This window comes from Streptomyces sp. NPDC002588 (assembly GCF_040295925.1).
Lineage (GTDB): Bacteria > Actinomycetota > Actinomycetes > Streptomycetales > Streptomycetaceae > Streptomyces.
The window spans coordinates 203,268-229,835 of sequence record NZ_JBEOWF010000003.1 but is presented as its reverse complement, the minus strand read 5'-3'; the positions used below and the strand labels follow the sequence as shown (position 1 = coordinate 229,835).

Genomic DNA, 26,568 nt, shown 5'->3' with positions numbered 1-26,568 from the left:
CCTTCCGACAGAGCTCAGTTGACCGTCATGGCGAAGAGGTGCAGGGCGGGGACGCCCGACTGGAGGCCGTCGCTGACCTTGGGCAGGACCAGGGAGCGCAGCTCCTTGCCGGCCACCAGATCGACGCCGAAGGTGAACAGGCTGACGGGGGTGTCGTCCCGGCCGGTGGTGATGTGGCGGTACGGCACCACCACCGCGGCGGAGGAGTTCGCCCCGTACCAGTCGGGGACGGCGACCGAGAACGCCTGCTCGGTGCCGTCGGCGTAGACGACCCTGCCGTCGCCCCTGCCCTCGCCCCAGGTGCTGGTGCCGAGGAAGGACAGCCGGGAACCGGAGCCGGACAGCAGCACGGTCTGGCCGGCGGAGACGACGTTGTCCTTGCTCCCGGGCCGGGTGTCCGGCCAGGTGAAGGGCACCCCGCCGTACGTGACCGCGGCACCGGGCGTCAGTCCCACCGACGCCAGCGCCTCGGCGGACAGACTGGAATTGGAGCCGTCGATGTTGGCGACGGTGAGGGCGTCGTCGGAGGCGATCCCCGCGTTGTCGAAGGCTCCGGGCAGTGAGCGGTACGGCAGCACGACCGAGGAGGCGGCGCGGGTGCAGTCGGAGCCGTGGCGGTGCACGTCGAAGAGGGCGTGCGCGGTGAACACGATCCGGCCCTCCGCGTCGTCGGCGAGCCGGGTCCGCCAGGTGCGGGTCACCGACCGGCCGGGCGCGAGGCTGCCCAGGCCGGCCGGTTTCCCGGTGTCGTCCACGGCGAGATAGAGCACCGTGCCGCGCAGGGCGATCCGGGTGGTGTTGGTGAGGGTCGCCGTCAGGGTCACCGCCTGCCCCGGCTCGGGTGCGGGCGGGGTGACGGTGAGCGAGACGGGCGGCGCGAGGAAGTCCTCCTCGGGGCGGTAGGCGTTCACGACTCCTCCACGGTGAAGTGGTCGAACACGGCCCGGACCGTCGTGCCCGGGTAGTTGAGGTTCACGGCGCTCGCGACCACGCCGGCGTCCAGGGCGCCGTTCGCGGAGGGGACGGTGGCACTGGCGATCTCGTTCCAGGCGAGGCCGTTGGTGGTGGAGTACGCGGTGTACGTGGTGCCGGAGCGGACCAGGCGCAGCCAGGCGGGGTGGGTGGAACCGCCGCCGCCGGCCCAGGTGTCGAGGTGTCCGTCGCCGTCGCTGTCGGTCATGAACTCCACGCCGTACGACTTCGACATGGTGAGCACGGCGTAGCCGCCCTTCTCCGGGGCGGTCAAATCGTTCGCGACGGCGATCCCGTACTTGGCGGAGGGGTTGTCGCTCCCGGTGAGGGCGACCGTCTTGACCTGCACCACGCTCGACGCGGCAGCGGAGCCGGGAAGCAGGATGCCGCCCTTCTCGTCACGGCCGCCGGACAGGTCACCGCCGCCCGCCCAGATCACCAACTGGCTGCCGTACTGGCCGAACCGAGCGTCGTCGGTGGTGGCGAACGTCCGGTACGGGTCCCGCACCCCGTTCGGCTCGTAGGGCACGCTGACGGTCTTCGCGGCCCGCGCGCAGTCGGCGCTGCGTCCGTCCACGTCGAAGAGGACGTGCGCGGTGAACGCGACGTCCCCGGCGACGTCGGCCGGCATCGACGTGCGCCAGCTGCGGGTGACCTTCGCGCCGCGGCGCAGATCACCGAGCGGGATGGTGCGCGCGGCGGCCGCACTGCCCGGGTCCACCAGGTACAGGACGGCGCCGCGCAGCGGGAACGGGCAGTCGTTGACGAGGACCGCCGTGGCGGTGACGGCCTCTCCGCCGGCCGGCTCGGCAGGTTCGGTGGTCACGGTGAGGGTCGGGCCGAGGGTGTCCGTGCTCACGCTGTTCACCGGCGCTCCCAGTCGACGGTGAAGGTGTTGGCGAGCGCGCTGGGCAGTGTCTCCGGGACGCTGATGTGGACCTTGCCGTCGGAACGGGTCCATTTCAGCGGCCTGTCGTGGCCGAGCAGCCGGATCCGCGAGGTCGCGGAGAGGGGGATGTCCGCGGGTACGGAGAGGGTGCCGCTGGGGGCGCCCAGCACGATGATGTTGAACTTGCCCGGGCCGACCGTGTACCGGATGCCGAGCGGGCTGCCCTCCTCCTCGGCCCGCACCCAGGGCGTCGAGCCGTAGATCGCGGGCCCGTTGACGTCCAGCCAGGCGCCGATGTCCCGCAGCCGCCGCTGCATGACGTCCGGGATGGTGCCGTCCGGCTTCGGCCCGATGTTCAGCAGCAGGTTGCCGTTCTTGCTGGTGACGTCGGCGAGCAGATGGACGAGGAACTCGGAGGTCTTGTAGTCCTCCTCGACCTCGAACCTGTTGTAGCCCCAGGAGTACCCCATCGTGATGCAGCACTCCCATTTCTGGGGGTCCATCGTGGGGTTGGTGCGCTGCTCGTAGGTGGCGAAGTCGAAGTGCGTGTCGAAGCGGTCGTTGACCACGACACCCTTCGGCTTTCTGCGGTTCTTGGCCTGGTTGTAGTAGTGGGAGAGAGGCTCTTCGCTGCGCCACGGCGGTTCGCCGGTCGGCCGGAACCACTGGCCGTCCGCCCACAGCAGTTCCGGGTCGTAGCGGTCGACGATCTCGTACAGCTGCTTCAGCTCGTAGTCCCCGATGTAGTCGTCGACCGGCCGGTAGCCGGTCATCGGGACCTCTTCACCGGTGTAGAAGTTCTTCATCGGCCGGCCGAGCGCCGGGTTGAAGAACTCGCCGAGCGAGTAGTACAGGCCGGGCCGCACGGTGCCGCGCCTGCGGGCGGCCGTCATCAGCTCGCCGACCAGGTCGCGCCTCGGGCCGTACTTCCCGGCATGACGGTCCGTCACCTCGCTGGGCCACAGGGCGAATCCGTCGTGGTGCTTGCTGGTCAGCGCGAAGTACTCGGCACCCGCCTGCTCGAACAGCCGCACCCAGGCGTCCGGGTCGTAGTTCTCGGCCGTGAACTGCGGGATGAAGTCGTCGTAGAGGAAGTCCTGGCCGTAGGTGTCGCGGTGGTACTTCCAGGTGGGATCGGTATTGAAGCTCTGGTACCAGAGGTACCACTCGGCGGCCATCTGCCGGGCGGAACCGGCGGGGACCGAGTAGACGCCCCAGTGGACGAAGATGCCGAACTTCGCGTCCTTGTACCAGCGCGGTACCGGGTGGGTGTCGAGCGATGCCTTCGTGGGCCGGTAGTCGGGGATGCCGCCGCTGATCGCTTGGGCGGCACCGGGCGGTGCCAGGAGCACCGCTGAGCCGAGAGCAGTGGCCGTGGTGAGGAAACGTCTACGGCTGACGTTCACGGGAAACCTCTCCGTCGGTGGTCGAGTCGTTGATCGAGTCGGTGGTCGAGTCGGTCGGGGTCTCGCAGTCGGTGGTCACTCAGCCGGCGGTCGAGAAGGAGTCGAAGACGGCTGTGGTGGTCTGGCCGGGGTGGTCGAGGTTGACGGCGCTCGCGACCATCCCCGCGTCGAGGCCGCCGTCGGCCGCGGACGGCACGGTCGCGGTCCCGATCCGCTGCCAGGTGGTGCCGTCGGTACTGGCGTACGCGGTGTAGGCGGTGCCGTCGCGGGTGAGCCGGAGCCAGGCCGGGTGGTACGAGGAGCCGCCGCCGGCCCAGGTGTCGAGGTGTCCGTCGCCGTCGCTGTCGGTCATGAACTCCACGCCGTAGGACCGCGACATGGTGAGCACGGCGTACCCGCCCTTCTCCGGGGCGGTCAGGTCGTTCGCGACGGCGATCCCGGCCTTGGCGGAGGGTCCGCTGCCGGTCTGGGCGACGAGGCGGGCGGTGACGCCCCCCGAGGCGGGTACGGCGTCCGGCACATGGATGGCGGCCTTCTCGTCAGCCCAGCCGGCCAGGTCCCGACCGCCCGCCCAGATCGCGAACTGGCCGTCGCCCTGGGCGTATTGGGCGTCATCGGTAGTGGCGAACGTACGGTACGGGGTCCGGACCGCGGACGGGACGGGGGTGACGTCGGCGGTCACGCCGTCGGTGTCGTGGCGCGTCCGGCCGCCCTGCCGGAAGGAGCTGCGTACGCCGATGTCGTACGGCCCCCAGGCCGCGTCGGCGGGCGGGGTGACCCGCCAGGTGACGGTGGAACTCCGGCCCGGGGCAAGGGAGTCGATGCCCGTCTTCCCCTCCGCTTCCGCAATCCAGCCGTCCGGCAGACGCAGCCCGGTGGTGACCCGGGCCACCGCCCTGGTGCCGGTGTTGGTGACGGTCGCGGTGATCTCCGTGGCGCGGCCGGCCGGGAGGCCCGGGCGGTACGGGGTGAGCCGGACGCGGGCCGAGGGGCAGTCGCGGGCCACCCCGAGGCCGGCGAGGTCGACCGCGTCGGCGAACGCCTTCATGCCGGTGTCGTTGGGGTGCAGATGGTCACCGGAGTCGAACGCGGCGCCGTAGCGGGTGGGGTCGTCCGGATCCCGTACCGCCTTGTCGAAGTCGGCGAAGCCGTCGAAGACGCCGCCCTCGCGCACGAAGGTGTTGACCTGCTGCCGGTCGGCCTCCTTGGCCTCGGTCCAGTAGTCGCCCCAGCCGCGATACGGCACGACCGTCGCGCCGATCACGCGGAGCCCGCGTTCGTGGGCGCGGCGCACGATCTCCTTCATGCCGTCGATCACCTGGTCGCCGGTGGCGCCGCCCCAGCTGAGGTCGTTGACGCCCTCGAAGAGGATCACCGTGCGGGCGCCCGGCTGGGACAGCACATCGCGCTCCAGCCGGTCCAGCGCCGACGGGTTGCCGTCCACGCCGGCCGTGATCCGGTTGCCGCTGATGCCCTCGTTCAGCACCCCGGCGGGGGAGGTGCAGGCCGACAGCCGGGCCGCCAGGTAGTCGGGCCAGCGCCGGTCGGCGTCCGAGGTGGAGGCGGCCCCGTCGGTGATGGAGTCGCCGAGCGCCACGACAGAGCCCCGTGCGGGTCCGCCCCGCACGTCGACACCGGTGAGGAACGGGAACGTGGAGTCGGTCTTCGTGAACGCGTCGCCCCCGGCGTCCCCGGCGTGGTCGCCGCCGCCGTCGGGCGTCCAGTAGACGGTCTGCAGCGCCATCCAGTGCTGGCTGACGTGGGTGAGCCGGCCGGGGAAGTACAGGCTGACGACCAGGTCGCCGCGGGCGGGCACGGTGAGTTTGACCTGATCGCTGGCCGCCTGCTCGCCGGCCGCGATCGTCACCTCGCTCTTCCCGCCGAACCGCAGCTTCCGCGGCCTCGTGACGGCGGAACCGCCATCACGGAGTCCGACGGTCGCGTGTCCGATGGTCACCGGCTCGGTGGTGAAGTCGTTGGTCAGGCGGATGCGCACGCTCGACCCGCCGGCGCTCACCCGCACCGGTATCCGAACCGTCACCTCCGAGGTGCCCGGGTCGTACGACGCGTGCTGCGCGGTCGCCCAAGTCCCCGTCCACCCCGGCCGCACGGTCTCGGCCGCGGCCGGCGCCACCGGAAGCAGCGCTGCCGCGGTGGCCGCCAAGGCTGTGGCCAGGACCGCGAATCTTCGGTGCCCCCACAGATGTTGAAGCCGTCCAGACAAGGTTCCTCCTCAGGAACAGCCGCGGCCGAGGCCGAGCGACGTCAGGTCGATGGAGTCGGCGAATGCCTTCATCCCGGTGTCGTTGGGGTGCAGATGGTCTCCGGAGTCGTACGCCGCCCCCAGCCGCCTCGGATCCGCCGGGTCCCGGACCGCCCGGTCGAAGTCGGCGTAGTCGTCGAAGACCCCGCCCAAGTCCCGGACGAACGCGTTGACCTGCTGTCGCCGCGCCTCCGTCTCCTCGGTCCAACCGCCCCAGGTGAAGTCCTTGTACGGGGTGATCGTGGCGCCGACGACCCGCATCCCGCGCCGGTGCGCACGGGCGGCGATCTCCGTCATGCCGGCGATGATCTGCTGGGCGCTCGCCCCACCGAGGTCGTTGATTCCCTCGAAGAGGATCAGGGTCCGCGCACCCGGCTGGGAGAGCACGTCCCGTTCGAGCCGGTCGAGCGCCGAGGGGTTGGTGTCGGTTCCGGCGGTGATCCGGTTGCTGGTGATGCCCGCGTTGAGCACCCCGGCGCCGGGCAGGCAGGCGTTGAGCCGGGCGGACAGCAGGTCGGGCCAGCGCCGGTTGGTGTCGGCCGTCGAGTAGGACCCGTCGGTGATCGAGTCGCCGAGCGCCACCACCGACCCGGTTCTCGGCGCGGTCACGTCGACGCCGCTGAGGAACGGCCAGCTCGTGGTGGTCCAGGTGTAGGCGTCGCCGGAGGTGTCGGCGGCGTGGTCGCCCGCCCCGTAGTCCGTCCAGTACACGGTCTGCTGCGCCCACCAGTGATCGGTGATGTGCGTGACCTGACCGGGCAGATGGAGGCTGACGACGAGGTCCGTCAGGGCCGGCACGGCGAGTCCGACCGCGTCGCTCACAGCCTGGCCGCCCGCCGGGATGGTGACCGTGCGCTTCCCGCCGAACCGCAGGTCGTACGGGTGGGCCACAGCGGAACCGCCGTCGCGCAGGCCCACGGTCGCGTGCCCGATCGTCACCGGGTCGGTGGCGTAGGCGTTGGTCAGCCGGATACGTACGGATGAGCCGCCGACGCTGATGTGCACCGGCATCCGTACCGTCACCTCGGACATCCCCGAGATCTCGTAGTGCTCACTGGCCGCCGTCGCCCAGGTCCCCGTCCAGCCGTGCCGGTCGCCTTGCTCACCGGCCTCGGCGGGTGCCACCGTCCCGGCCACGACGGCCGAGACGGTCAGCAGCAACGCCATGAGCCTGCCGCGTATCGCAAGCACGGGTCGTCCCCTGCCGTTCGGCGCCGTTGCGCGCGAGCTGCGGCGGACGGTTCGTCTCAGCCCGGGCATCAGGCACCGTCCTCACAGGTCAGCCGGGCGTCGGCCCAGTCGGCGTGGTCGAGGGCGTTGCCGTCCCCGGCATCCGAGACGACGAGTTCGAGGCGGCGCGCGCCGGTCACGTCGACGTCGATCTTCTTCGTCGCGGTGTCCCGGTCGACGGTGCCGCTCTCGTAGACGGGGGTTCCGTCGGCGAGGACCGTGTAGGCGACGGTCGCGGGACCGTCGGACCGGCCGTAGGTCTCCTGGTCGAGACCGAGCGCGGCGTGGAAGGCGGTGCAGGAGCCGCCGAGCCACACCTGCACGCTGCTGGCGGCATGGGTGCCGAGGCCCTTGGCGTAGACGGTGTCGTGGAGGGTGAGCGGCAGGCCGTCGCCCTCGGCGTTCTCGCCGACGGACTGGTCGCGCTCGACCGGCCCCCAGCCGTTGCTACTGGACTGGAACGGCAGATCGCTGACGTAGTGTTCACCGGCCGTGAGCGGCGGTGGCTGCGCAGCCACCACCTGTTCCCCGGTCACCGAACCGGACTTGCCGGCGCGGGTGAAGCCGGCGGTGACACGGAGCATCGCGACGGTGCCGGTCTTCTGGCCGGCGGGCACGGTGACGGTCCAGCGGGCTTTCGCCGAGGCACCGGGCTTGACGGTGCCGAGCCGCACCGGGTCGGCCGGGGTCGCGGTCCAGCCGTCGGGCAGCTTCGGGCTCAGGGTGAGGTCGCGGAGCGTCCTGCCGTCGTCCGGTACGGAGACCGTCGCTGTGACCTGGTAGGTGTTGCCCGGCTCGACGGAGTCGGGTGCGTCGACGGTCACCCGCGCCGGGGTGGCCGGGTCGGCGTAGGCGGCGGCGTCGTAGGCCGGGGCGGCCACGTTCCCGACCCGCAGCGAGGAAGTGACATTGCCGAGCGTGGTGAGACCCACCTTCCCGAGACCGCCGCTCTTCGCGTCCTCGCTCCAGGAGGCGATGGCGATGGTGTTCCTGCCGTCGGTGCGCAGGATGCCGCCCGGGATGGGAAAGGTGTGCTGGGGGCCGGTGTCGTTGACGTACTGGCCCATCAGCCAGCCGTTGACGTAGATGAGGGCGCGGTAGTTCCGGTCGGGGTCGTCGGTGATGGTGACGCCGACGGAGACGTCCTGGCCCTTGGGCAGCCGTGGGTTGAACGTGGTGCGGTACCAGGCGATGCCGGGGGTGGTGTCACCGGCCGGCAGTGTGGTGTCGTCCCAGGAACGGTCCGGGTAGCCGGGCAGGGTCCAGCCCGAACGCTCCCCGTACAGACCGCCGTTGTTCATGTGCCCGCGTACGGTGTCGACAGGCTGCTCACCGCCCCGGGCACCCTGGATGCGCCAGGTGATCTGTGCGTCGGAGCCCGCGAGATACGCCGTGGTCAGGCCGCGCGGCTGCTTGTGGTCGTCGCTGTTCCAGGTGAAGTCCTCGTTGTGGCCCATGTTTCCGACGAGGACGGAGATCACGTTCTCCTTGCCCTTGCGCAGCAGCCCGTCGGCGAGGGGGAAGGTCTTGCGGCCGGTGCTGCTCGTCCCGGCGAACTTCCCGTTGATCCACACCGAGTACGCGCCCACCGCGGCCGAGCCGGTGTCGGGGTTGGTGGCGTAGGCGGTCAGGGAGAGGGACTTCTCGGTGCCGGTGGCCTTGAAGCGGCCCCGGTACCAGACGTATCCGTAGTGGTAGCCGTACTCGTCCTGGTAGAGCACCGGCAGGGTCCCGGGCGCGGTCGGGTTGTCGGTGGTCAGCTTGTCGGCGTACGTCCAGGACGAGTCGTCGAAGTCCGGGTCGGCCTCCGGGGTCTCGGCGGAGGTCTTCCAGTCCTTGAGCTCGGGGAGTTCGACGTCCTTCGGGCCGGGCACGCTGCCCAGCAGGCTGCCGGAGGGGGTCGGCCTCACCTTGAGGGGTGCGCCGTTCCAGGTGACCTTCCGTACGCCGGGCGGGGCGAAGACCTCCAGGGGGCCCGCCTTCTTCGCGTCGCCGGTGAGGGCGAGCGTCTTTCCCCGGCCGGTGACGGAGGCCGTACGGACCAGTTCGGTGCCGCGTTCCAGCACGGGACCGGCCGCCGTGTCCTGCCGCCAGAAGCCGGCGGCCTCGGCGTCGGTGCCGATGAGCAGCAGCAGGTCGGGGCGGCCGCCGCCCTGGACGAGGACCCGGGTGACGCCGGAGTGGGTGTAGTCCAGCTTCAGGTCGCCGCGTTCGGCGTCCCAGGTGGCGTCCGCCTTGCCGTCCAGCACGGTGACCTCGGGCTTGGCGGAGTAACGGAGCATGGTCTGCCCGGGGTCGCCCTCACCGCCGTACAGCACGGCCTGGGTGCGGTCGCCGGTCCGCGTGCTGGTCAGCAGCTCGCTGGTGGAGTAGACGAGCCGCTGGCCGCCGCCGAGGTCGTAACCGGCGACGAGGATCTTGCCGGTCTGTCCGTTCAGCCGTGCGGTGACCGGATAGGTGCCGTCCGGGGTCTTCCAGTCGAAGGTGGTGGTGGCGTCGGTGCCGGCCATCGGGTCGCCGTGCCGGAGGTAGAGGAACTGGGTCTTGGTGTCCGGGTTGGCGCGGGCCTCGATGTGCACGGCGTCGTCGGACGAGGCGGGGGCGTCGGCCGGATCGGTCGCGGTGAGCGGTCCCGTGGTGGTGTAGAAGAGGCCCTGCCGCTTCATCTCGTCGTAGTCGGCGCCGGTCTGGCGCGGCTCGCTGATCGGGGCGCCGTAGTCGTACGACGTGTAGACCTGGCGCGGGTCGGCCAGCCAGCCCCAGTTGGTGCCGCCGTAGGTCATGTAGAGGTTCTCGATGGTCGTGCCCTGCATGACCTCGTGCTTGTTGACGATCTTCTGGTAGGCGGGGCCCATCTTCTCCGGGCACTTCTCGTAGCCGGTGTCCCCCCAGGTCTGGAACCAGCCGGTGCCCGCCTCGAAGACCGCCAGCGGGGCGTCGTCCTGCTGCCGCTCGAGGGTGGGCACCCACCACTCGCCCTTGCAGAAGGAGTTGTACTGGTCCAGCTCGCCGACGAAGTCCAGGCCGTCTCCGCCCGCGTACTGCGGCATCGGCTCGTTGCCGACCAGGGGCACGGTGATGCCGTCGGCCCGTACCTGCCGGGAGAGATCGACCATGTAGTCGCGGCCGTCGGGGTCGTACAGCTCGTTCTCCACCTGGTAGAGCAGTACCGGTCCGGTGCCGTCGGTGACCTGGCGGCGGGCGAGGATCCCGTCGATCTCCTTGAGCCACTCGCGAGCGGCGTCGAGGTATTCGGGGTCGGTGGAGCGGGCCCGTCCCTTCTGCGTCGTCAGCCAGCCGGGGAAGCCGCCGCCGTCCGTCTCGGCGTTGATGTAGGGGCCCGGCCGGGCGATGACGTACAGCCCGGCCTCCTCGGCCATGTCGAGGAGCTTGTCGACGTCACGGACACCGGTGAAGTCGTAGACGCCCTTCGCGGGGGAGTGGTAGCCCCAGTCGAAGTAGATCGAGACGGCGTTCATTCCGCTCGCCTTGATCTTCTGGAGCACGTCGCGCCACAGGTCGGGGCTGGGGAGCCGCCAGTAGTGGAACTCACCGGACCAGACGAAGAGCCGCTCGCCGTCGACCTTGACGGAGTACTTGTCGTAACTGACGGTGTGCGGCGTGGGCTTGGCGGCCGCGGCCGCCGGGGCCGTGGCGTGGGCGGGCACCGCCACGCAGAGGACCGCGAGCAGGACGGCGGCCAGTGCGGTACGCAGGTGTCGAACCGGGGCGAGGTTCACGAGGTCCCTCCCGTACAGGTCAGCTTGGCGTCGGCCCAGTCGGAGTGGTCCGCGGAGACATCGCCGTCCCCGTCGACCAGCAGATCGAGCCAGCGGGCATCGGTCACGTCCACGTCGATGTGGGTGCCGTCGTCGGAGCCGCGCACCACCGGGGTCGTGGTGAGGGAGCGGCCGTCGGCGATGACCTGGAAGGACACGCTGCCGCTGTCACCGACCTCGTCGTCCACCCCGGCCGTGGCGGTGAAGCGGGTGCAGCCGCCGCCGAGATAGACCCGGACCTGGCTGTTCGCGTGCACGCCGAGGCCCTTGGCGTAGGTGGTGCCGCCGATGCTCAGGGGGCGTCCGTCGCCGGCCGCCGACTCCCCGTTGGAGGCGTCCTTCTCCACCGGGCCCCAGCCGTTGACCGCCTTGACGAGGGTCAGGTCGCTGACGTACGCGTCGGCGGACAGCCCCGGCGGCGGCACCTGCACGGCCCGCACACCGGTGACGGTGCCCGGACGGCCGGCCTGGGTGAGCTCGGCGGTCGCGGACAGGACGGCGTAGTGGACGGGATCGCCGGGCGGGGTGACCGTGTAGTCGGCGGTCACCGTGTCGCCGGGCCGGACCCGGTCGAAACGGGTGGTGTCGTCGGTGGTCGCGGTCCAGCCTTCCGGGACCTTCAGCGCCAGCTCCACGCTCCGGGCGGCCGGCGCGTCCTTCGGTACGCCGAGGGTGACGGGGACCCGGGCGGCGGTGGAGGTGCTCAGGAACGGGTCGGCGTCGACGGTGACCCGGGCGCCGGAGTCCGGCATGGCGTACGTGCCGGCGTCGTAGGAGGGTGCGGCCACCGTGGCGACCTTGATCCCGCCCGCCGAGGCGCCGAGGTCGACGAGCTTCACCGAACCCGGGCCCGCGCCGGCCTCGGTGGACCACACGGCCAGGGCGATGGTGTTGGTGCCCTGCTCGCGCAGGATGCCCTTGGGGATGACGAACCGGGTCTGGGGGCCGGTGTCCGGCAGATAGCGGCCGATCAGCCAGCCGTTGACGAAGATCTGGGCGCGGTAGCCGGTGCTGCCGCCGTCGGCTTCGGCCAGGTCTACCGCGATCGCGTCGTCCTGGCCCCGCGGCAGGTCGAGCCGGGCGGAGGTGCGGTACCAGCGCACGCCGGGCCCGGTCTTTCCCGTCTGCTGGGAGAGGGTGGTGCTCTTCCAGCCGGCGTCGGGGTATCCCGGCAGTGACCAGCCGGCCCGCTCCCCGTACAGGCCGCCGTTGTTGTACGGGCCCCGGGCGGTGTCCACCGGGGTCTCGCCGCCCCGGGTGCCCTGGATCTTCCAGGTGATGGTGGAGGCTCCGCCGATCACCTCGGCGCCGAGCAGACCGCGCGGCTCCTTGGAGTAGTCGTGGCCCCATTCCTCGTTGTGCCCCGCGTTCTCCACCAGGACGGAGAGGACGTTGTCCCCGCCGGCCTTCAGCGTGTCCGACGGGATGTCGAAGGTGTGCGCGCCGCTGCCGGAGCTGCCGAGGTATCGGCCGTCCAGCCAGACCGCGTACTGCCCGGTCGCACCGGTCTTGGCGTCGAGCGCGAGCGCGGTCGCGGCACCGGTGGTCCTGAACCGGCCGCGATACCAGACGTCGCCCTGGTGGTAGCCGTACTCGTCCATCGCGAGGACCGGCAACGACCCCGCCAGCTCCGGGTTGTCGGCGGTGAGGTGGTCTGCGGTGGTCCAGGCGGAGTCGTCGAAGCCCGGGGCGGCCTCCGGCGCCTCCTCTTTGTACTTCCAGGTCGTCAGCGCGGGCAGCTCGACCGGGCGCGGCGCGCGGGTGACGGCGACCCTGCGGCCGTTCCACGTCACCCGGTCGGCGTCCGCGATGACCTCGATCTTCGCGGCCTCGGTGGAGTCGCCGGTCAACTTCAGGGTGCCGCCATCCTGTTCGGCGGTGCGGACCAGGGACGGGCCGCGTACGAGAACCGGGCCGGCGGCGGTGTCCTGCCGCCACCAGTGGGCGGTCTCGGCGGTGTCGGCGATCAGCAGCTCCAGGCCGTTCACCAGCACCCGGGTCAGGCCCTTGTGCGTGTAGTTCAGGCGCAGATCGCCGCGTTCGGCGTCCCAGGTGGTGGTGACCCGGCCGTCGAGGACGGTCACCCGGGGCCGTGCGGAGTACCGCAGCACGGTCTCGCCGGTTTCGCCCGCACGCCCGTACAGCAGTGCCACGTCCCGCTCGCCGATCCGGGCGTGCGTCATGATCTCCGAGGTGGAGTAGACGAGCCGCTGGCTCTCGCTCAAGTCGTAACCGGCCACGAGGAGTTTGGCGTCCCGGCCGTCAATGGCGATCGTGCCCTGCTGGGGCACGCGTGGGTAGTCGCCGTCCGCGCCCTTCAGCGAGAGGGTCGTCTCGTCCTTGTCCTTCACGCGGGTGTCGGCGTGCCGGACGGTGAAGAACTGGGTGCCGTCGTCGGGGTTGACGCGCCGGTCGACGCGCAGGGCGTCGTCCGACGGGACGGGCGCCTCGGCCTTGTCGGTGCGCGCCAGCGAGGCCACCGAGTTGACCATGTACCCGAGGCGCTTGAACTCCTGGTACTTGTCGGTCAGTTGACGGGACTCGTTGATCGGGGCCCCGTAGTCGTACGACGTGTAGACCGCGTTGGGGTCGGCGAGCCAGCCCCAGTTGGTGCCGCCGTACGTCATGTAGAAGGACTGGCCGCTCACCCCGGCCGCGATGTTCATCTTGCTGAACACCCGGGTGAAGTCGGTACCGGTGAGTTGCGCGCAGTCCTGGTACCCGGTGCCGCCCCAGGGGTCGAAGGCGCCGCCCTGTGCCTCCGGGATGATCAGCGGAGACTCGGGCTTCCAGTCGTTGACGTAGGAGTAGTCGGGCAGGTCCTTCCAGACGTCGGGGTTCTTGCAGTCGAAGCCCTGCGGGTAGGCGTCGAAGCCGTAGATGTCCGGGGCGCCCTTGCCGCTGACCCAGTTCCGGTTGGCGCCGCCGTCGTTGACGAAGGTCGGGACATCGATGCCGTCCGCGCGCGCCCAGTCGATGAGGGTCTGCATGTAGTCGGCGTCGTGCCGGCCGCCCTGGTACTCGTTCTCGACCTGATAGAGGATCACCGACCCGGTACCACGGGTGAGTTGGTGGCGCGCGATGATCGGGTTGATCCGGCTCATCCACTCCCGGGCCGCCTTCAGGTACTCCGGCTCGGAGGTGCGGTTCACACCGGCCTGTGCCGACCGCCAGGCGGGCATGCCGCCGCCGGAGACCTCCGCGTTGATGTACGGGCCCGGGCGGGCGATCACATACAGCCCCGCGCGCTCGGCCTCGTCGAGCAGCCGCTCCACATCGCGGATGCCGGTGAAGTCGTACGAGCCGGGCTTGGGGGAGTGGTAACCCCAGTCGAAGTAGAGCGAGACCGCGTTGAAACCGCCCGCCTTGATCTTCTGCAGTACATCGCGCCAGGCGTCGGGGCTGGGCAGCCGGAAGTAGTGGAACTCGGCGCCCCAGAGGTACAGGGGCTTGCCGTCGACCTGCACGGAGTACTGGTCGTAGGTGACGGTGTGCGGGGCCCTGGGCTTCGCCTGGACCTGCGCGGCGGCGGCATGTGTGCTGGTCAGGGGCATGACAGTCAGGGCTCCGGTGAGCAGCAGGGATCTCCACCTGCCCCTCATGACGTCAGCTCCTTCACCACCGCGGCCCGCGCGGTCTCGATGTCGCCCACGTCCTTCGTCCGGCCGTCGAGGTTCCGGGTCGCGGTGGTGAGCGCCTCGGTGAGTGCCGCGCTGTCGGTGCCGCCGTCCTTCTTCCGCAGCTCGGCGACAAGTTCGTAGTCCTCGATGCCCTCCTTCAGCTGCTCCCAGCGGATGCTGGACATCGGGCCGTCCTTGCCCGGGTAGACGAGGTACTCGTCGCCCTGCGTGAAGATGTGCACCGGCTGCTTGAAGGGGTCGCTGGTCCAGCTGTTGTACGACCAGCGCAGGAAACCGTCCAGATTCCGCTGGGCGGAGATCCACGGCAGCATCCGCGACTCGACGGCGGGGGAGTACGACAGCGTGTTGGGGTGGGCCGGGGAGCCGTACACGTAGAAGGTCGTGATCTTGCCGGCCTTGCGCCGCTCCGCCGCCTTCTCCTTCGTCATCGCGTCGATGCCGCCCCAGTCGACGGACAGGTTGGACGCGATGCCCTCGGTGCTGATCGAACCGGCCACGGAGATACGGTCGTCGAAGACCGGCGCCACCTCGTGGACGAAGTCCCTGACGACCGTCATGGTGTCGACGGGCCGCTCGTCGAAGGACAGCCAGGTGTGCTCCAGCCAGCCCTTCGCCTTCAGGTGCTGCTCGAAGGCGGGGAGGAACGCCCCCCACGCCTCCCGCCAGCGGTCGCCGCCCAGATCGACGTTCTCGTAGACGGTCCTGCCGGTGCTGGTGTCGGTGTAGGTGAGGTGCTCCTGGTCCTGGAACGCCAGCATGGAGAAGGCGCCGATGTCGGGGCCGAGACCGGCGCGTCTGGCGGTCCGGACGTACTGGTCGAAGCGGCTGAAGTCGAAGGAGAACGTCTTTCCGTTCCAGTTCCAGCCCACCATGCTGGTGTACGGCGTGGCGGTCTGCGACTCCCGGGTGCCGAGCGACCACTGGTGGTGCCACGGGTTGTCGACGATGGTGGTGTTGATGACCTTCTGGCCGCGCGAGGCGAGGTCGCGGTCGTACTTCTCGATCAGCTTCCAGTGCCGGTCGGACCAGAGCTTGACGCCGTGGTTCTCGGCGATCGTCTCCGGCTGCGCCCACACGTCGAGGAAGAAGTCGTAGTCCTCCGGGTCGGGCACGCTCGCGTCCGCGACCTCGATGGTCAGCGGGTAACTGGCCTGGGTGCGGCCGTCGGCGCTGACCTTCACCGTGCCGGTGTAGGTGCCGGGCCTGGCCTTCTCGGGGATGTGGAAGGTGAACCACAGCGGCTGCGCCGCGTACGCGGGCACGTCCACGGAGGCCCGCTCCTCGAGCGGGTCGCCGACGACGTCGGGGTTGCGGTCGCCGGACACCTCCTTGCCCGAGCTCACCTGGTCGATGGTGGCGGACCAGTCGACCTCGCTCTTGGAGCGCTGCACAGGCACGTACTTGACGAACCTGACCTGGGTGGAGGCACCGGACAGCTTCGCGCCGCCCGGCCCGGTGAGGTCGCCGACCACCGCCTTGACGTCGTCGAGGTCGTGGCCGGAGGCGATCGCGAGTTGCGCCGAGACCTGCTCGTTGCGGACGGCGGAGAGCTTCAGCTCCCTGGTGTCCTTGCCCTGGATGGCGGTCATCGGGTAGCGGGGCACCCGCTCCTCCGCGGAGCCGGCGAAGGAGCCGGTGGGAACCCAGGTGATGGTGTCCCTGGTGCCCATGGCGTCGGCGACCTTGACGGTCAGCCAGGTGGTGGTTGCCTTGGAGTCGAGGTCGGTGCCGGTGGTCGTCGTACCGGTGACGGCGATCGCGGTGGTGCTCGCGGCCACCACCACCCCCGCGACGAAGCCGGCGAGCGCTGAGGACGTACGTGCCATGGGGCTGGGTTCCCTCTCTCACGGCGGGGCGGGGAGGTGTCAGGAGGTGACGGTGAATCCGCTGAAGACGGCTTCGATGTTCTCGCCGGGATAGTTGGCGTTGGCCGCGCTGGCGACCATGCCGGCGTCGCCGGTGCCTGCGGCCGACGCCACCCGGGCGGTGCCGACCTGCGACCAGGTCTCGCCGTCCTTGCTGGCGTAGGCGGTGTAGGTGTCGCCGTCCCGGGTCAGCTTCAGATACGCCGGGTGGTAGGTGGAGCCGCCGCCCGCCCAGGTGTCGAGCTTCCCGTCGCCGTCGCTGTCGGTCATGAACTCCAGGCCGTAACTCTGGGTCATGACCAGCACCGCGTAACCGCCCTTCCCGGGCGCGGTCAGGTCGTTGGCGAGGGCGATGCCCGCCTTGCCGACCGGGGAGGCGCTGTTCTGTGACACCAACTGGACCTGCACGGTGGCCTTTTCCCCGGCCACGTCGTCGCGGTAGACGACGCCCTTCTCGTCCTTCCAGCCGGACAGGTCCTGGCCGCCCGCCCAGATGGCGAACTGGTCGCCGCCCTGGGCGTACTGGGCTTCCCCGGAGGTGGTGTCGGTCGTCAGGTACGGCTCCCGCACACTGCCCGGGGCGGCCTTCACCTGCGCCTGCACGGTGTCGGACACCCGCGTGGAACCGTTGTAGGTGGCGGTACCGGTGAGGTCGTGGCTGCCCCATCGGGCGTCGCCGGCCGGGGTCACCGTCCAGGTGGTGGTGAGGGTCGCGCCGTTCTTCAGGGACTTCGCGGTGGTCGGGCCGGTCGCCTCGGCGCTCCAGCCGGCGGGCAGCTCCAGTGCCGCCTTGGCGTTCTTCAGGGTGCGGGTGCCCCAGTTGGTCACCTCGGTGGTCACTTCGAACGGAGTACCGGAGGCGGTGGACGGGGCGTCCGGGGTGATCAGGACGGAGGCTGCCGGGGCGTCGTCGCGCTTGAGGGCCTTGACGGCCTTGGCCGCGCCCTTGGCCTTGAGGTTCACGAAGGCCGGGGTGACGCCGAGCGGCGCCGCGTACCCCTTGAGGGTCCTGGGGCCGCGGATCACGGTGCCCTGGTTCACGTCGTACCAGGTGCCCGGCGGCAGATGGACGGAGCGGGTCGCGCCGGTGCCCAGTTTGGGCGCGGCCAGCACGGCCGGACCGAGCATCCACTCGTCGGTGACCGTGTAACCCGCCTCGTCCTTCGGGAAGTCGAAGAACAGCGGCCGCATGATCGGATCGCCGGTCTTCAGGGTGTTCTGCACCTGGTCCCAGATGTAGGGGGCGAGCTTCTCGTGCGTCTTGATCGACTGCCGGTAGAGGTCGACCGTCTCCTGGTCGTAGTCCACCTTCTGGCCGGTGGTGGTGTCGTTGGTGTCGACCGGGGAGGTCGAGGCGTACATCAGCGGCATCAGCGAGGCGGACTGCGCCCACCGCACCAGCACGTCCTTCGACGGTGCCGGCTGGCCGCCGGAGCCGCCGATCATGTCGGACTCGACGAACGGGTAGCCGATGCTGGAGATGGCCAGGTTCTGGGTGGCGGAGGCGCGCAGGGAGTCCCAGCCCGTGCCCTTGTCGACCTGGCGGGTGACGAAGCCCGCCTCGTGGGCCGTCCGGTTCCAGTGCACCCGGATGCCGGCGCCCTGGAGGTCGAACTCATCGGCGAGCTGCGTGCCGAGCTGCTGGTAGTCAGTGGCCTGGTGGCCCTCGCGGGGCGCGCACTTCTCGTCGAAGAAGCGGGTGTCGAACTTCAGCCCGTCGATGTCGTACGTGTCCATCAGTTTCCTGAGGTTGCCCTCGTACCAGGCCTTGGCCTCGGGGTTCGCCAGGTCGATGATCCCGGCCTGGCCGTTCCACCAGGTCACTTCACACGGCTTGGCCGTGTCCCCGGCGTCCATGAGCAGATAGCCGTGGTCGGCCGCGTACTGGTAGTTGGCGGAGTCCAGGTTGATCCACAGGGTGACCCAGATGCCGAAGTCGAACCCCATGTCGTGGATCTTCTCGGAGAGGCCCTTGGGATCCGGGAAGGTCTTCGGATCCCAGGTCAGATTGCCGTAGTTCGACTCCCACTTGTCGTCGAGCTGGATGGTGTGCCCGTCCAGACCGTTGTCGTGGAGGTCGGTGGCGTAGTCGAGGAGTTTCTCCTGGTCGACCTTGGTGTAGAACTGCGCCCAGGAATTCCACAGCGGCTTGGCGTACTGCTCGTAAGTGGCGTCGCTCTTGGCCGGTTTGCCGACGATGCCGATGTAGTCGCGGTAGACCCCGAGCGGGGTCGACTCGACGAACACGGTGGCCTTGTAGGTGTCGGGCGACTCGACGGTGAGGGTGCCCAGGCCGTCCTTGCCCTTGTCGAGAGCCACGTCCATGACGTTCCCGGTGTCGACGCGCAGACCGGTCGACCGGGAGGTGTACCAGAACGGGTCGATCATGTTGTACGACGCCGGGCCGAAGGCCGTGTGGTCGACCTCGCCGGCGTCGAGCGGCCAGGGCTGGTCGACGCCGGGACCGCCCTGCGGGGTCTCCGCCTCGCCGTGGCCGTACCAGTGGCCGGCCGAGGACAGGTCGTAGGCGAGGCCCAGTTGCCTCGGCCCGCCGCCGTGGACGTCCCAGTCGAGCTGGTAGCGGTCGGCGGCGGGGGTGATCCGGGCCTCCACGGTGGCGCCGTCGAGCGTGCTGCCGGCGGTGACGGTCAGGACGCCGCTGCGCCACGTCCAGCCGGTGACGCCGGTGGCGTGCTGCCAGGTGCCGTCGGCCGCGGTGAAGCGCAGGGCGCCGGTGTCGCCGGCGGCCGTGGCGAGCACGGTCTTCCCGGCGCGGCGCGTGGTGAGGGCGAGTTCGTCGGTGGCCACGTCGAGGGTGTAGCCGGGGGCACCGGCGGAGGCCGGCACGGAGACCGTGACGGCGTGCTCGGTGCGGACCACCTTCGGCCCGCCGGCGGCGGGCCGGGTGACGGCCGCCGCGGTGGAGCCGGTGACGGGCGCCGTCAGCAGGGCGGCGGTCAGCGCGGCAGGGAGTAACAGGCCGGCGGGACTGCTCAGTCGTGCGTGCACTCATGTCCTCCTGTCGGACAGGACGGTGACTCAGGAGCGGCGGTACGGGGTGCCTGGCAGGGCTGAGCGTCTGCTTGAGGCTGCATGGGAATGCAAGATTCACAGAGATTTCGCTCATGTTCTTGCGGTAGTCGCCACCTGTCAACAGGCGGCGGCGCGACCCTGCCGGCACTCGGGTGCTCTCGAGGACCCGCTGTGTCCCTGATGGCGGTCGCTCTCCGGCCCCATCGGCAGGTGTCCGCGGAGCCGGAAGGCGACCGTAAAGGAAGGGGAAAATCCGGTCAGGCAAGGATCACGGAACGGGTCAGATGGCGCGGATTGTCCGGGTCGAGCCCGCGCGCCGCGGCGAGGGCGGCGGCCAGCCGGTGCACCACGACGAGGTCGGACAGGGGGTCCCGGCCGAGTGCCACCAACTGCCCGCCGGTGCGCGCGATGTCGTCGGCGAGACCGGACGGCAGGGCCGCCGGGTCGCCGAACCACCACGCCACACGGCCGGGCCCGGTGACGCTGATCGGGCCGTGCCGGTACTCCATCACCGGATAGGCCTCCGTCCAGGCGCACGCGGCCTCACGCATCTTCAGCGCCGCCTCCTGGGCGATCCCGTAGGCCCAGCCCCGCCCCAGGAAGGTGAACTGCTCGGCCTCGAGGACCCCGGCCGGCAGTGGTTCGTCCAGCGCCGAGTGCCCCTGCTGCGGCAGATACCCGAGGTCCTCGCCCAAGTGCGCCCGCAGGAGCACCAGTTCGGTGCTGGCGAACCGGGTCTGGACGACCGAGGTCTCGTCGGCGAAGTCGAGCAGGACGACGGCGTCCGCCGGCTCCGTCACCGGTGAATGCGGTACCGCGGTCACCGCGGTCGTGGGGGTGTGCCCGCGCAGCCGGCGCAGCAGCTCCAGCACCTCGGTCGTGGTGCCGGACCGGGTCAGCGCGACCACCCGGTCGTAGGCGCGCCCCGTCGGCATCTCGGAGGCGGGGAAGGCGTCGGTCTCGCCGTGGCCGCCCGACTCCCGCAGTGCCGCGTACGCCTGGGCGATGAACCAGGACGTCCCGCAGCCGACGACGGCCACCCGCTCGCCGGACCGGGGCAGCGAGGCGGAGACGGGGCCGTCGGGCTGCCGGACCAGCGCCATGGCCTGCCGCCAGCAGTCGGGCTGGGTCGCGATCTCGATCTCGGTCTGACTCATCGGGAGGTCTCCCCTCTCGGGCGCACGGCGTGACCGATACGTGATGCGGCGGCCCTTGACACCGTGCGCGTTTCATTGAGCATCATGTCGCTAGATGATTGATAGCACCGATAATCGAGCATAAACAAGCAAGCGAGCGCGCAATCAGGCGAGCACGCGCTTGACCAAGCACGCCATGCGTGCGGAGAGGTACTCCGTGAAACGGCACCTCGCGGGCCTCGCCGGGGGACTGTCCCTGGCCCTGGCCCTCACCGGATGCGGCAAGGGCAGCTCCTCGGACAGCGGCGGATCCGACGGAAAGACGATCAGGTTCGTCGCGGCCAAGTACGACGACGACACCCAGGCCTACTGGACGGCGCTGATCAAGGACTTCGAAGCCGCCAACCCCGGCTACCGGGTGAATCTCGAAGTCGTCGACTGGGAGCAGATGGACTCCAAGGTCAAGACGTACGTCCAGACCAAGCAGGAACCCGACGTCCTCAACTACAACAAGTTCTCCGACTTCGCCCGCGACGGCCTGGTGTACAAGGCGCAGGACGTGGTCTCCCCCGCGGTGCTGAGCGACTTCCTCCCGCTGTTCCGGCAGAAGGCGCAGTACGAGGGAGCCCAGTACGGCCTGCCGTTCATCTCCAGCGCGCGCCTGTTCTTCTACAACAAGGACATCTTCGCCAAGGCGGGCATCGCCCGGCCGCCGACCACCTGGGCCGAGGTCGAGGCCGACGCCAAGAAGATCAAGAAGGCCGGATACATCGGCCTCGGATTACCCCTCGGAGCCGAGGAGGCCCAGGCCGAGTTCCAGATCTGGGCGATGAACAACGGCGGCGGCTGGACCGACGCCTCGGGCAACTGGGCGATCGACCAGCAGGCCAACGTCGACACGCTCACCTATCTGCGGAAACTGACGAAGGACAAGGTCACCCAGCCCAACCCGGAGGCCACCAACCGCAAGGACGTCTTCAACCAGTTCGCCCAGGGCAAGATCGGCATGCTGAACGGGGCGGTCTTCATGCGGAAGGGCTTCATCGACCCGGTCGACGCGAAACTGAACTACGGCGTGGCGGCCCTGCCCAGCAAGGACGGCAGCACACACAAGACGCTCGGCGTCCAGGACTACCTCGTCGCGTTCAAGAAGAGCGACGGGTCGAACAAGGCGGCGGTGAAGAAGTTCCTCGACTTCTTCTACCAGAAGGAGAACGCCGCGAAGTTCGTCTCCACCGAGGGGTTCCTGTCGGTCACCAGGTCGGCCGGTGAGGCGCTCAGTTCCGACAGCGGGAACGCCGCCTACTACAAGCCGTTCGTCGACGCCCTCGCCGACGCGGAGTTCGCCCCCACCGACGACCCCGCATGGGCCGCGGTCGACGGCGCCGTGAAACAGCGCATCGGCACGGCGGTGGCCGGCGGCGACCCCGCCGAGGTCCTGGGCGAGATCCAGAAGACCGCGCAGAAAGGCGACTGACCTCGGTGGCCGTACACGATGTCACCATGAGCGCCGCCGGGACCGGACGCCCGGCCCCGGCGGCCCCGGCGCCGCCCTCGCGGCGCCGCGGTCGAAGGACATGGCGCGCACTGGAGCCGCTGCTGTGGCTCGGCCCGGCGACCCTCCTCATCCTGGCGATGGTCGTCTGGCCGGTCGTCGAGATGATCCGAACGTCCCTGACCCGGGTGAGCTCCACCGGACAGTCCCAGGGGTTCGCCGGAGTCCGCAACTACACCGACCTGTTCGCCGAGGGCGACCTGCCGGGGGTGCTGCTGCGCACCCTCGTGTGGGTCGTCGGGGTCGTCGCCGTCACGATCCTGGTCTCCCTCGGCCTGGCCCAGCTGCTGAACTCCCGGTTCCCCGGGCGCCGGCTGGTGCGGTGGGCGCTGATCGTGCCCTGGGCCTCGTCCGTGCTGATGACGGCGCTCATCTGGCGCTGGATGCTCAACAACTTCTACGGCGTGGCCAACCGGCTGCTCATGGATCTCGGCCTGCTGGACGCACCGGTCAACTGGCTGGCCGAACCGGGACCCGCCCTGGCCGCGATGATGGGCGTGGCGGTGTTCGTCTCGCTGCCGTTCACCTCGTTCGTCCTGCTGGCCGGTCTGCAGAGCATCCCCGCCGAGGTGTACGAGGCGGCGCGGGTGGACGGCGCCGGCCCGGTCCGCGGCTACCTGGGCATCACCCTGCCGCTGCTGCGGCCCTCACTGGTGGTCGCCGCGATCATCAACGTCATCAACGTGTTCAACTCGTTCCCCATCATCTGGGCCATGACGCGCGGCGGCCCCGGCTTCGCCACCGACACGACCACCACCTACCTGTACAAACTCGCCTTCGACAACCAGTCGGTGGGGGAGTCGGCCGCCATGGCCGTGGTCAATTTCGGCTTGGTCCTGGCTGTGGTGCTGGTCTATCTGCGCGTCGTCCGCGGACAGGAGGCCGCCGAGTGAGCAGCCCTCGCACAGCCGCGCCGCGCAGCAGGCGGCCGAGGCCGATGAAGCTGCGTACCGTCCTGCTCACCGCCGTCGGATGGCTGGTGGCGCTGGCGTTCCTCGCGCCCTACGCGGAAATGCTGCTGACGGCGCTCAAACCGACGCCCGAACTGATGAAGTCCCCGCCGTCCTATCTGCCCTCCCGGTGGCAGTGGTCGAACTTCACACACATCTGGTCGCTCACCGACCCGCGGGTGGCGGACGCGCTGGTGTTCTCGCTGTACGTCGCCGGGGCCGCCACGCTGCTCGCCCTGGCCGTCGGGCTGCCCGCCGCGTACTACACCGCCCGGCACCGCTTCCGCGGGCGCGGCGCCTTCCTGCTGCTCGTACTCGTCACCCAGATGTTCGCGCCCACGGCGCTCCTGGTCGGCATCTACCGGGAGATGGTCAGCCTCGACCTGACCGACACCGCCGAGGGACTCATCCTGGTGAACGCGGCGTTCAACCTGCCGTTCTGCGTGTGGATCCTCAACGCGTACTTCGCGAGCATCCCGCGGGAACTGGAGGAGGCGGCCTGGCTCGACGGCACCGGGCGGCTCGGCGCCCTCACCCGTGTCGTCCTGCCGCTCGCGATGCCCGGTGTGGTGACCGCGCTCGTCTACACCTTCATCGGCGCGTGGAACGAGTACGTGGTGGCGCTCACCATCACCTCGTCCGGCAACCGGATGACCCTGACCAGGGCGATTCCCGGCTTCGTCACCTCGTACCACGAGCAGTGGCAGTACCTGTTCGCCACGTCGCTCGTCGCGATCGTGCCCGTGGTGGTGCTGTTCGTCTTCGTGGAGCGCTACCTGGTGGCCGGACTGACGGCGGGCGGCGTCCGGGGATGACACCGGTACGCGCATCGCGGCCGGCGCCGCCAGGGGAACGGCGTGCGCCGTCAGGCGCGGATGACCTCCACGCCGGCCGCCGTGAACGACTCGGTCAGTTCGTCCGAGGCGGCCTTGTCGGTCACCAGGACGTCGATGTCCTCCACCGGGCAGATGCGGGCGAAGGCCCGCCGGTCCAGCTTGGAGGAGTCGGCGACCGCGACGACCTGCTGCGCGCGCCGGGCCAGCGCCCGGTTGATGCTGGCCTCGCCCTCGTGGTGGGCGGTCGCCCCGTGGGCCACGTCGATGGCGTCCACGCCGATGAAGACCTGGTCAAGGGCGATCTCCGCGAGCAGTTCGGTGGCCAGCGGCCCGATCAGCTCATAGGACGCCGGCCGGGCCACCCCGCCGGTCACCACGAGCTTGACGTGGCGCCGTACGACCAGCTCGTTGGCGATGTTGAGGGCGTTGGTCACCACGGTGACCGCCGTCTCCGCGCCGCCGGAACTCAGGTCGGCCCGGGTGGCCAGCGCCCGCGCCACCTCGGTCGTCGTGGTGCCGCCGTTCAACCCCACGACCGCGCCGGCCTTCACCAGTCCCGCGGCCGCGTGCGCGATCCGCTCCTTCTCCGGAGCGTTGCGCGCGGCCTTGTAGCGCAGGGGCAGGTCGTAGGCGATCGCGTTGATCACGGCTCCGCCGTGCGTCCGGGTGACCATCTGCTGGCGGGCCAGCTCGTCGAGGTCACGCCTGATCGTCGCGGCGGAGACCCCCAACTCCTCGGCGGCCGGCTCGACTTCGATCCGCCCGTCGCGCGTCAGCATCTCCAGCAGCGCGCTCCACCGGGCCTGCGGTGCCGCCATGTCTCACAACTCCCTGTCGGTGGTGTGCGCCACGATGTGCGCACCTCCATGAAACCACAGCGCTTGATTGGGTGTTTTATGGTCGTCAAACGAGCAAAACCCTGCACGTCCCGCGCGCCTGGTGCGTCGCTGCCGCAGCTTTCGTGGCCCTCGCACGCCGCGATCGGAGGCCGTCCGTGCCGCTGACCCCCACCGCCGACGTGGTGAGCTCCGCGTGCCGCGACAGACGGGCCGTCGGCGCGTTCAACGTGATCACCCTGGAGCACGCCGAGGCCGTCGTCACCGGGGCGGAAGCCGCGGGCTGCCCGGTCATCTGCCAGATCAGCGAGAACGCCGTACGTTTCCACGGCGGCCGGCTCGCCCCGATCGCCCGCGCCACCGCCGCGCTCGCCGAGGCGGCGACCGTCCCCGTGGCGCTGCACCTCGACCACGTCACCGACGAAGCGCTGCTGCACCGCGCCGCGGACTGCGGCTTCGGATCCGTCATGTTCGACGCGTCCGCGCTGCCGCACGCCGAGAACGTCACCGCCACGTGCGCCGCGGCGCGGTGGGCGCACGCCCGCGATCTGTGGGTGGAGGCCGAACTCGGCGAGATCGGCGGCAAGGACGGAGTGCACTCGCCCTCGGCCCGTACGGACCCCGATCAGGCGCGCGACTTCGTGTCCGCCACCGGGGTCGACGCACTGGCCGTCGCGGTCGGCAGCTCGCACGCGATGACCACGCGCACCGCCCGGCTGGACCACGATCTCATCGCCCGCCTCGCGGAGGCGGTCCCCGTGCCGCTGGTCCTGCACGGCTCGACGGGCGTGCCCGACGTGGAGCTCCGGCAGGCGGTGGCGGCCGGCATGGTCAAGGTCAACATCGGTACGGCCCTGAACGCCGCCTTCACCGGCGCCGTCCGCGCCACGCTCGCCGGGGCGCCCGCGGCCGTCGACCCCCGGCCGGCCCTCACCGCGGCGCGCGGGGCGATGGCCGACGCCGTGACCTCGGCGCTGCGGACCCTGGCGGGCGGCGGGCCCGGGACGGGATGAGCCGGCCGGGGTCCGCCGACCCGGCGGCGCCCCGGGCCGCTCCCGGCCCCGGCGCACGTCACCGTACGGCCCGCGCCGCTCGGCAGCGAGGCACCTCAGGAGGAGCGGCACGGGCTCGGTCCCGACGACGGGGGAGACCCTCCGCCCGCCGGGCCGGCCCAGACCGGTGACCAGGAGAAGCCCCACCCGGCCCTGCGCGAGGACGCGCCGTCACTCGGAGCGCGCCGGGGCGGGCGGGGAACCCGCCGGGGCCACGTGAGTCCCGTCCGTGAGCCTGCCGACGGGAACGTCTCGCGGCCGCAGGCCGACGACCAGGCCGGCGATCACCACGGCGATGCCCAGCCATACCGACGGCCCAGGCACTCCGGCGCCCGACACGGTGCCGACGGCCGCCGCCGCCGGCGGCGCGATGCCGGTGAGCAGCCCGGCCCGCCCGGCCCCCACGGAGCGCACCGTCGAGTACCACAGCACGAAGGCGACCGCCGTCACCATCAGCGCCAGGTAGCCGACGGCCGCCCACTGGGTCCCGGACAACTCCCGTGCGGCCGAAGGCCCTTCCCGCGTCACGCCGAGCACGGCCAGCAGCACCCCGCCCAGCCACGTCGCGTGCACGGACACCCCCCACGGGGTGTGCCGCGGCAGCACCGGCACCGCGAGCAGCGTGAACGCTGCCTCGCAGCCCAGGGCGAGCGCCGCCCAGGCCACCCCGACGGCATCGGTGCGGCCGGTTCCCTCCACCAGCACCGCGCCCGTCATGACGACCGGCGCCGCCCACAGGACCTGCCGGCTCGGTCTGCGCCGCTCCAGCAGTGGACCCACCACCCCGAGAAGCAGGGGCACGCAGGCCACCGCGACGGCGACCACCGCGGGCTCCGCATGCGCGACGCCCCGGACCACGGCCACGTTGAACAGCACCAGACCGGAGACCGCGAGCCCGGTCAGCCACAGCCACTCCCGCCCCCTCGGCCACACCGGGCGAGCACCGGCGAGCCGGGCGACGACCATCAGGATCACGGTCGCGGCCGCGTACCGGACGGCCTGGGCGGTGAACAGCGGGGCGTCGACGAGGGTGTGCGAGACGGTGACGCTGCTGCCGACCAGCGTCATCCCCACCATCCCCGGGACCAGCTGGGCGAACGGAGCCGAAGGTGTGTCCATGCCGTC

General features: G+C 70.7%; 16 protein-coding genes. 4 read left to right on the top strand and 12 right to left on the bottom strand.

Features of this window, described 5'->3' with window-relative positions; genetic code table 11:
• Positions 1 to 14: 14 nt before the first annotated feature.
• From ABT057_RS05565 to ABT057_RS05520, 10 genes are all read right to left on the bottom strand, one after another.
• Positions 15 to 911, bottom strand: a complete 897-nt coding sequence (locus ABT057_RS05565; RefSeq protein WP_352341155.1) for a beta-sandwich domain-containing protein — start codon at positions 909 to 911, stop codon at positions 15 to 17.
• Positions 908 to 1,831, bottom strand: a complete 924-nt coding sequence (locus ABT057_RS05560; protein ID WP_352341154.1) for a DUF1349 domain-containing protein — start codon at positions 1,829 to 1,831, stop codon at positions 908 to 910. Before ABT057_RS05560 ends, ABT057_RS05565 begins: the two co-directional genes overlap by 4 nt.
• 5 nt (positions 1,832 to 1,836) lie before the next feature.
• Positions 1,837 to 3,267 carry an alpha-L-fucosidase gene (locus ABT057_RS05555; RefSeq protein ID WP_352341153.1) on the bottom strand — a complete coding sequence of 477 codons (1,431 nt, stop codon included), beginning with the start codon at positions 3,265 to 3,267 and terminating at the stop codon, positions 1,837 to 1,839.
• Positions 3,268 to 3,346: 79 nt separating this feature from the next.
• Positions 3,347 to 5,491 carry a GDSL-type esterase/lipase family protein gene (locus ABT057_RS05550; protein WP_352341152.1) on the bottom strand — a complete coding sequence of 715 codons (2,145 nt, stop codon included), beginning with the start codon at positions 5,489 to 5,491 and terminating at the stop codon, positions 3,347 to 3,349.
• 9 nt (positions 5,492 to 5,500) lie between these two features.
• Positions 5,501 to 6,721, bottom strand: a complete 1,221-nt coding sequence (locus ABT057_RS05545; RefSeq protein WP_352341151.1) for an SGNH/GDSL hydrolase family protein — start codon at positions 6,719 to 6,721, stop codon at positions 5,501 to 5,503.
• Between the two features lie 68 nt (positions 6,722 to 6,789).
• Complete coding sequence (locus tag ABT057_RS05540) at positions 6,790 to 10,500, bottom strand: beta-galactosidase (protein ID WP_352341150.1); 3,711 nt, start codon at positions 10,498 to 10,500, stop codon at positions 6,790 to 6,792.
• Positions 10,497 to 14,141, bottom strand: a complete 3,645-nt coding sequence (locus ABT057_RS05535) for a beta-galactosidase (RefSeq protein ID WP_352341149.1) — start codon at positions 14,139 to 14,141, stop codon at positions 10,497 to 10,499. The genes ABT057_RS05540 and ABT057_RS05535 overlap by 4 nt, the downstream gene beginning before the upstream one ends.
• Positions 14,138 to 16,006, bottom strand: a complete 1,869-nt coding sequence (locus ABT057_RS05530) for a DUF4091 domain-containing protein (protein WP_352341148.1) — start codon at positions 16,004 to 16,006, stop codon at positions 14,138 to 14,140. The genes ABT057_RS05535 and ABT057_RS05530 overlap by 4 nt, the downstream gene beginning before the upstream one ends.
• 39 nt (positions 16,007 to 16,045) lie before the next feature.
• Positions 16,046 to 19,054, bottom strand: coding sequence for a TIM-barrel domain-containing protein (locus ABT057_RS05525; RefSeq protein WP_352341147.1), 3,009 nt, complete (start codon positions 19,052 to 19,054; stop codon positions 16,046 to 16,048).
• A gap of 281 nt (positions 19,055 to 19,335) precedes the next feature.
• A complete protein-coding gene (locus ABT057_RS05520; RefSeq protein ID WP_352341146.1) occupies positions 19,336 to 20,235 on the bottom strand; it encodes an SIS domain-containing protein in 900 nt (299 codons plus the stop codon).
• A 175-nt stretch (positions 20,236 to 20,410) separates the two neighbouring features.
• Between ABT057_RS05520 and ABT057_RS05515 the strand changes: the two genes are divergently transcribed.
• The 3 genes from ABT057_RS05515 to ABT057_RS05505 are packed head-to-tail and all read left to right on the top strand — an operon-like array spanning position 20,411 to position 23,534.
• Positions 20,411 to 21,691, top strand: a complete 1,281-nt coding sequence (locus ABT057_RS05515) for an extracellular solute-binding protein (protein ID WP_352341145.1) — start codon at positions 20,411 to 20,413, stop codon at positions 21,689 to 21,691.
• 26 nt (positions 21,692 to 21,717) lie between these two features.
• Entirely contained in the window at positions 21,718 to 22,662 is a 945-nt protein-coding gene (locus ABT057_RS05510) for a carbohydrate ABC transporter permease (protein WP_352341144.1), read from the top strand.
• 44 nt (positions 22,663 to 22,706) lie between these two features.
• A complete protein-coding gene (locus tag ABT057_RS05505; RefSeq protein ID WP_352341143.1) occupies positions 22,707 to 23,534 on the top strand; it encodes a carbohydrate ABC transporter permease in 828 nt (275 codons plus the stop codon).
• A gap of 50 nt (positions 23,535 to 23,584) precedes the next feature.
• Here ABT057_RS05505 and ABT057_RS05500 read toward each other — a convergent pair whose 3' ends face one another.
• Positions 23,585 to 24,373 carry a DeoR/GlpR family DNA-binding transcription regulator gene (locus tag ABT057_RS05500; RefSeq protein ID WP_352341142.1) on the bottom strand — a complete coding sequence of 263 codons (789 nt, stop codon included), beginning with the start codon at positions 24,371 to 24,373 and terminating at the stop codon, positions 23,585 to 23,587.
• A 176-nt stretch (positions 24,374 to 24,549) separates the two neighbouring features.
• Between ABT057_RS05500 and ABT057_RS05495 the strand changes: the two genes are divergently transcribed.
• Entirely contained in the window at positions 24,550 to 25,404 is an 855-nt protein-coding gene (locus ABT057_RS05495) for a class II fructose-bisphosphate aldolase (RefSeq protein WP_352341141.1), read from the top strand.
• 210 nt (positions 25,405 to 25,614) lie between these two features.
• On the opposite strand, the gene ABT057_RS05490 is transcribed toward ABT057_RS05495, so the two are convergent.
• On the bottom strand, positions 25,615 to 26,562 hold the full coding sequence (locus tag ABT057_RS05490) for a DMT family transporter (RefSeq protein ID WP_352341140.1): 948 nt from the start codon (positions 26,560 to 26,562) through the stop codon (positions 25,615 to 25,617).
• Positions 26,563 to 26,568: the final 6 nt, after the last annotated feature.

Excerpts from the sequence above, each read along its gene's own strand:
- ABT057_RS05535 (WP_352341149.1), bottom strand. The coding sequence starts at position 14,141 with ATGAGGGGCAGGTGGAGATCCCTGCTGCTCACCGGAGCCCTGACTGTC.
- ABT057_RS05530 (WP_352341148.1), bottom strand. The coding sequence starts at position 16,006 with ATGGCACGTACGTCCTCAGCGCTCGCCGGCTTCGTCGCGGGGGTGGTG.
- ABT057_RS05520 (WP_352341146.1), bottom strand. The coding sequence starts at position 20,235 with ATGAGTCAGACCGAGATCGAGATCGCGACCCAGCCCGACTGCTGGCGG.
- ABT057_RS05515 (WP_352341145.1), top strand. The coding sequence starts at position 20,411 with ATGCGTGCGGAGAGGTACTCCGTGAAACGGCACCTCGCGGGCCTCGCC.
- ABT057_RS05510 (WP_352341144.1), top strand. The coding sequence starts at position 21,718 with ATGAGCGCCGCCGGGACCGGACGCCCGGCCCCGGCGGCCCCGGCGCCG.
- ABT057_RS05505 (WP_352341143.1), top strand. The coding sequence starts at position 22,707 with ATGAAGCTGCGTACCGTCCTGCTCACCGCCGTCGGATGGCTGGTGGCG.
- ABT057_RS05500 (WP_352341142.1), bottom strand. The coding sequence starts at position 24,373 with ATGGCGGCACCGCAGGCCCGGTGGAGCGCGCTGCTGGAGATGCTGACG.
- ABT057_RS05490 (WP_352341140.1), bottom strand. The coding sequence starts at position 26,562 with ATGGACACACCTTCGGCTCCGTTCGCCCAGCTGGTCCCGGGGATGGTG.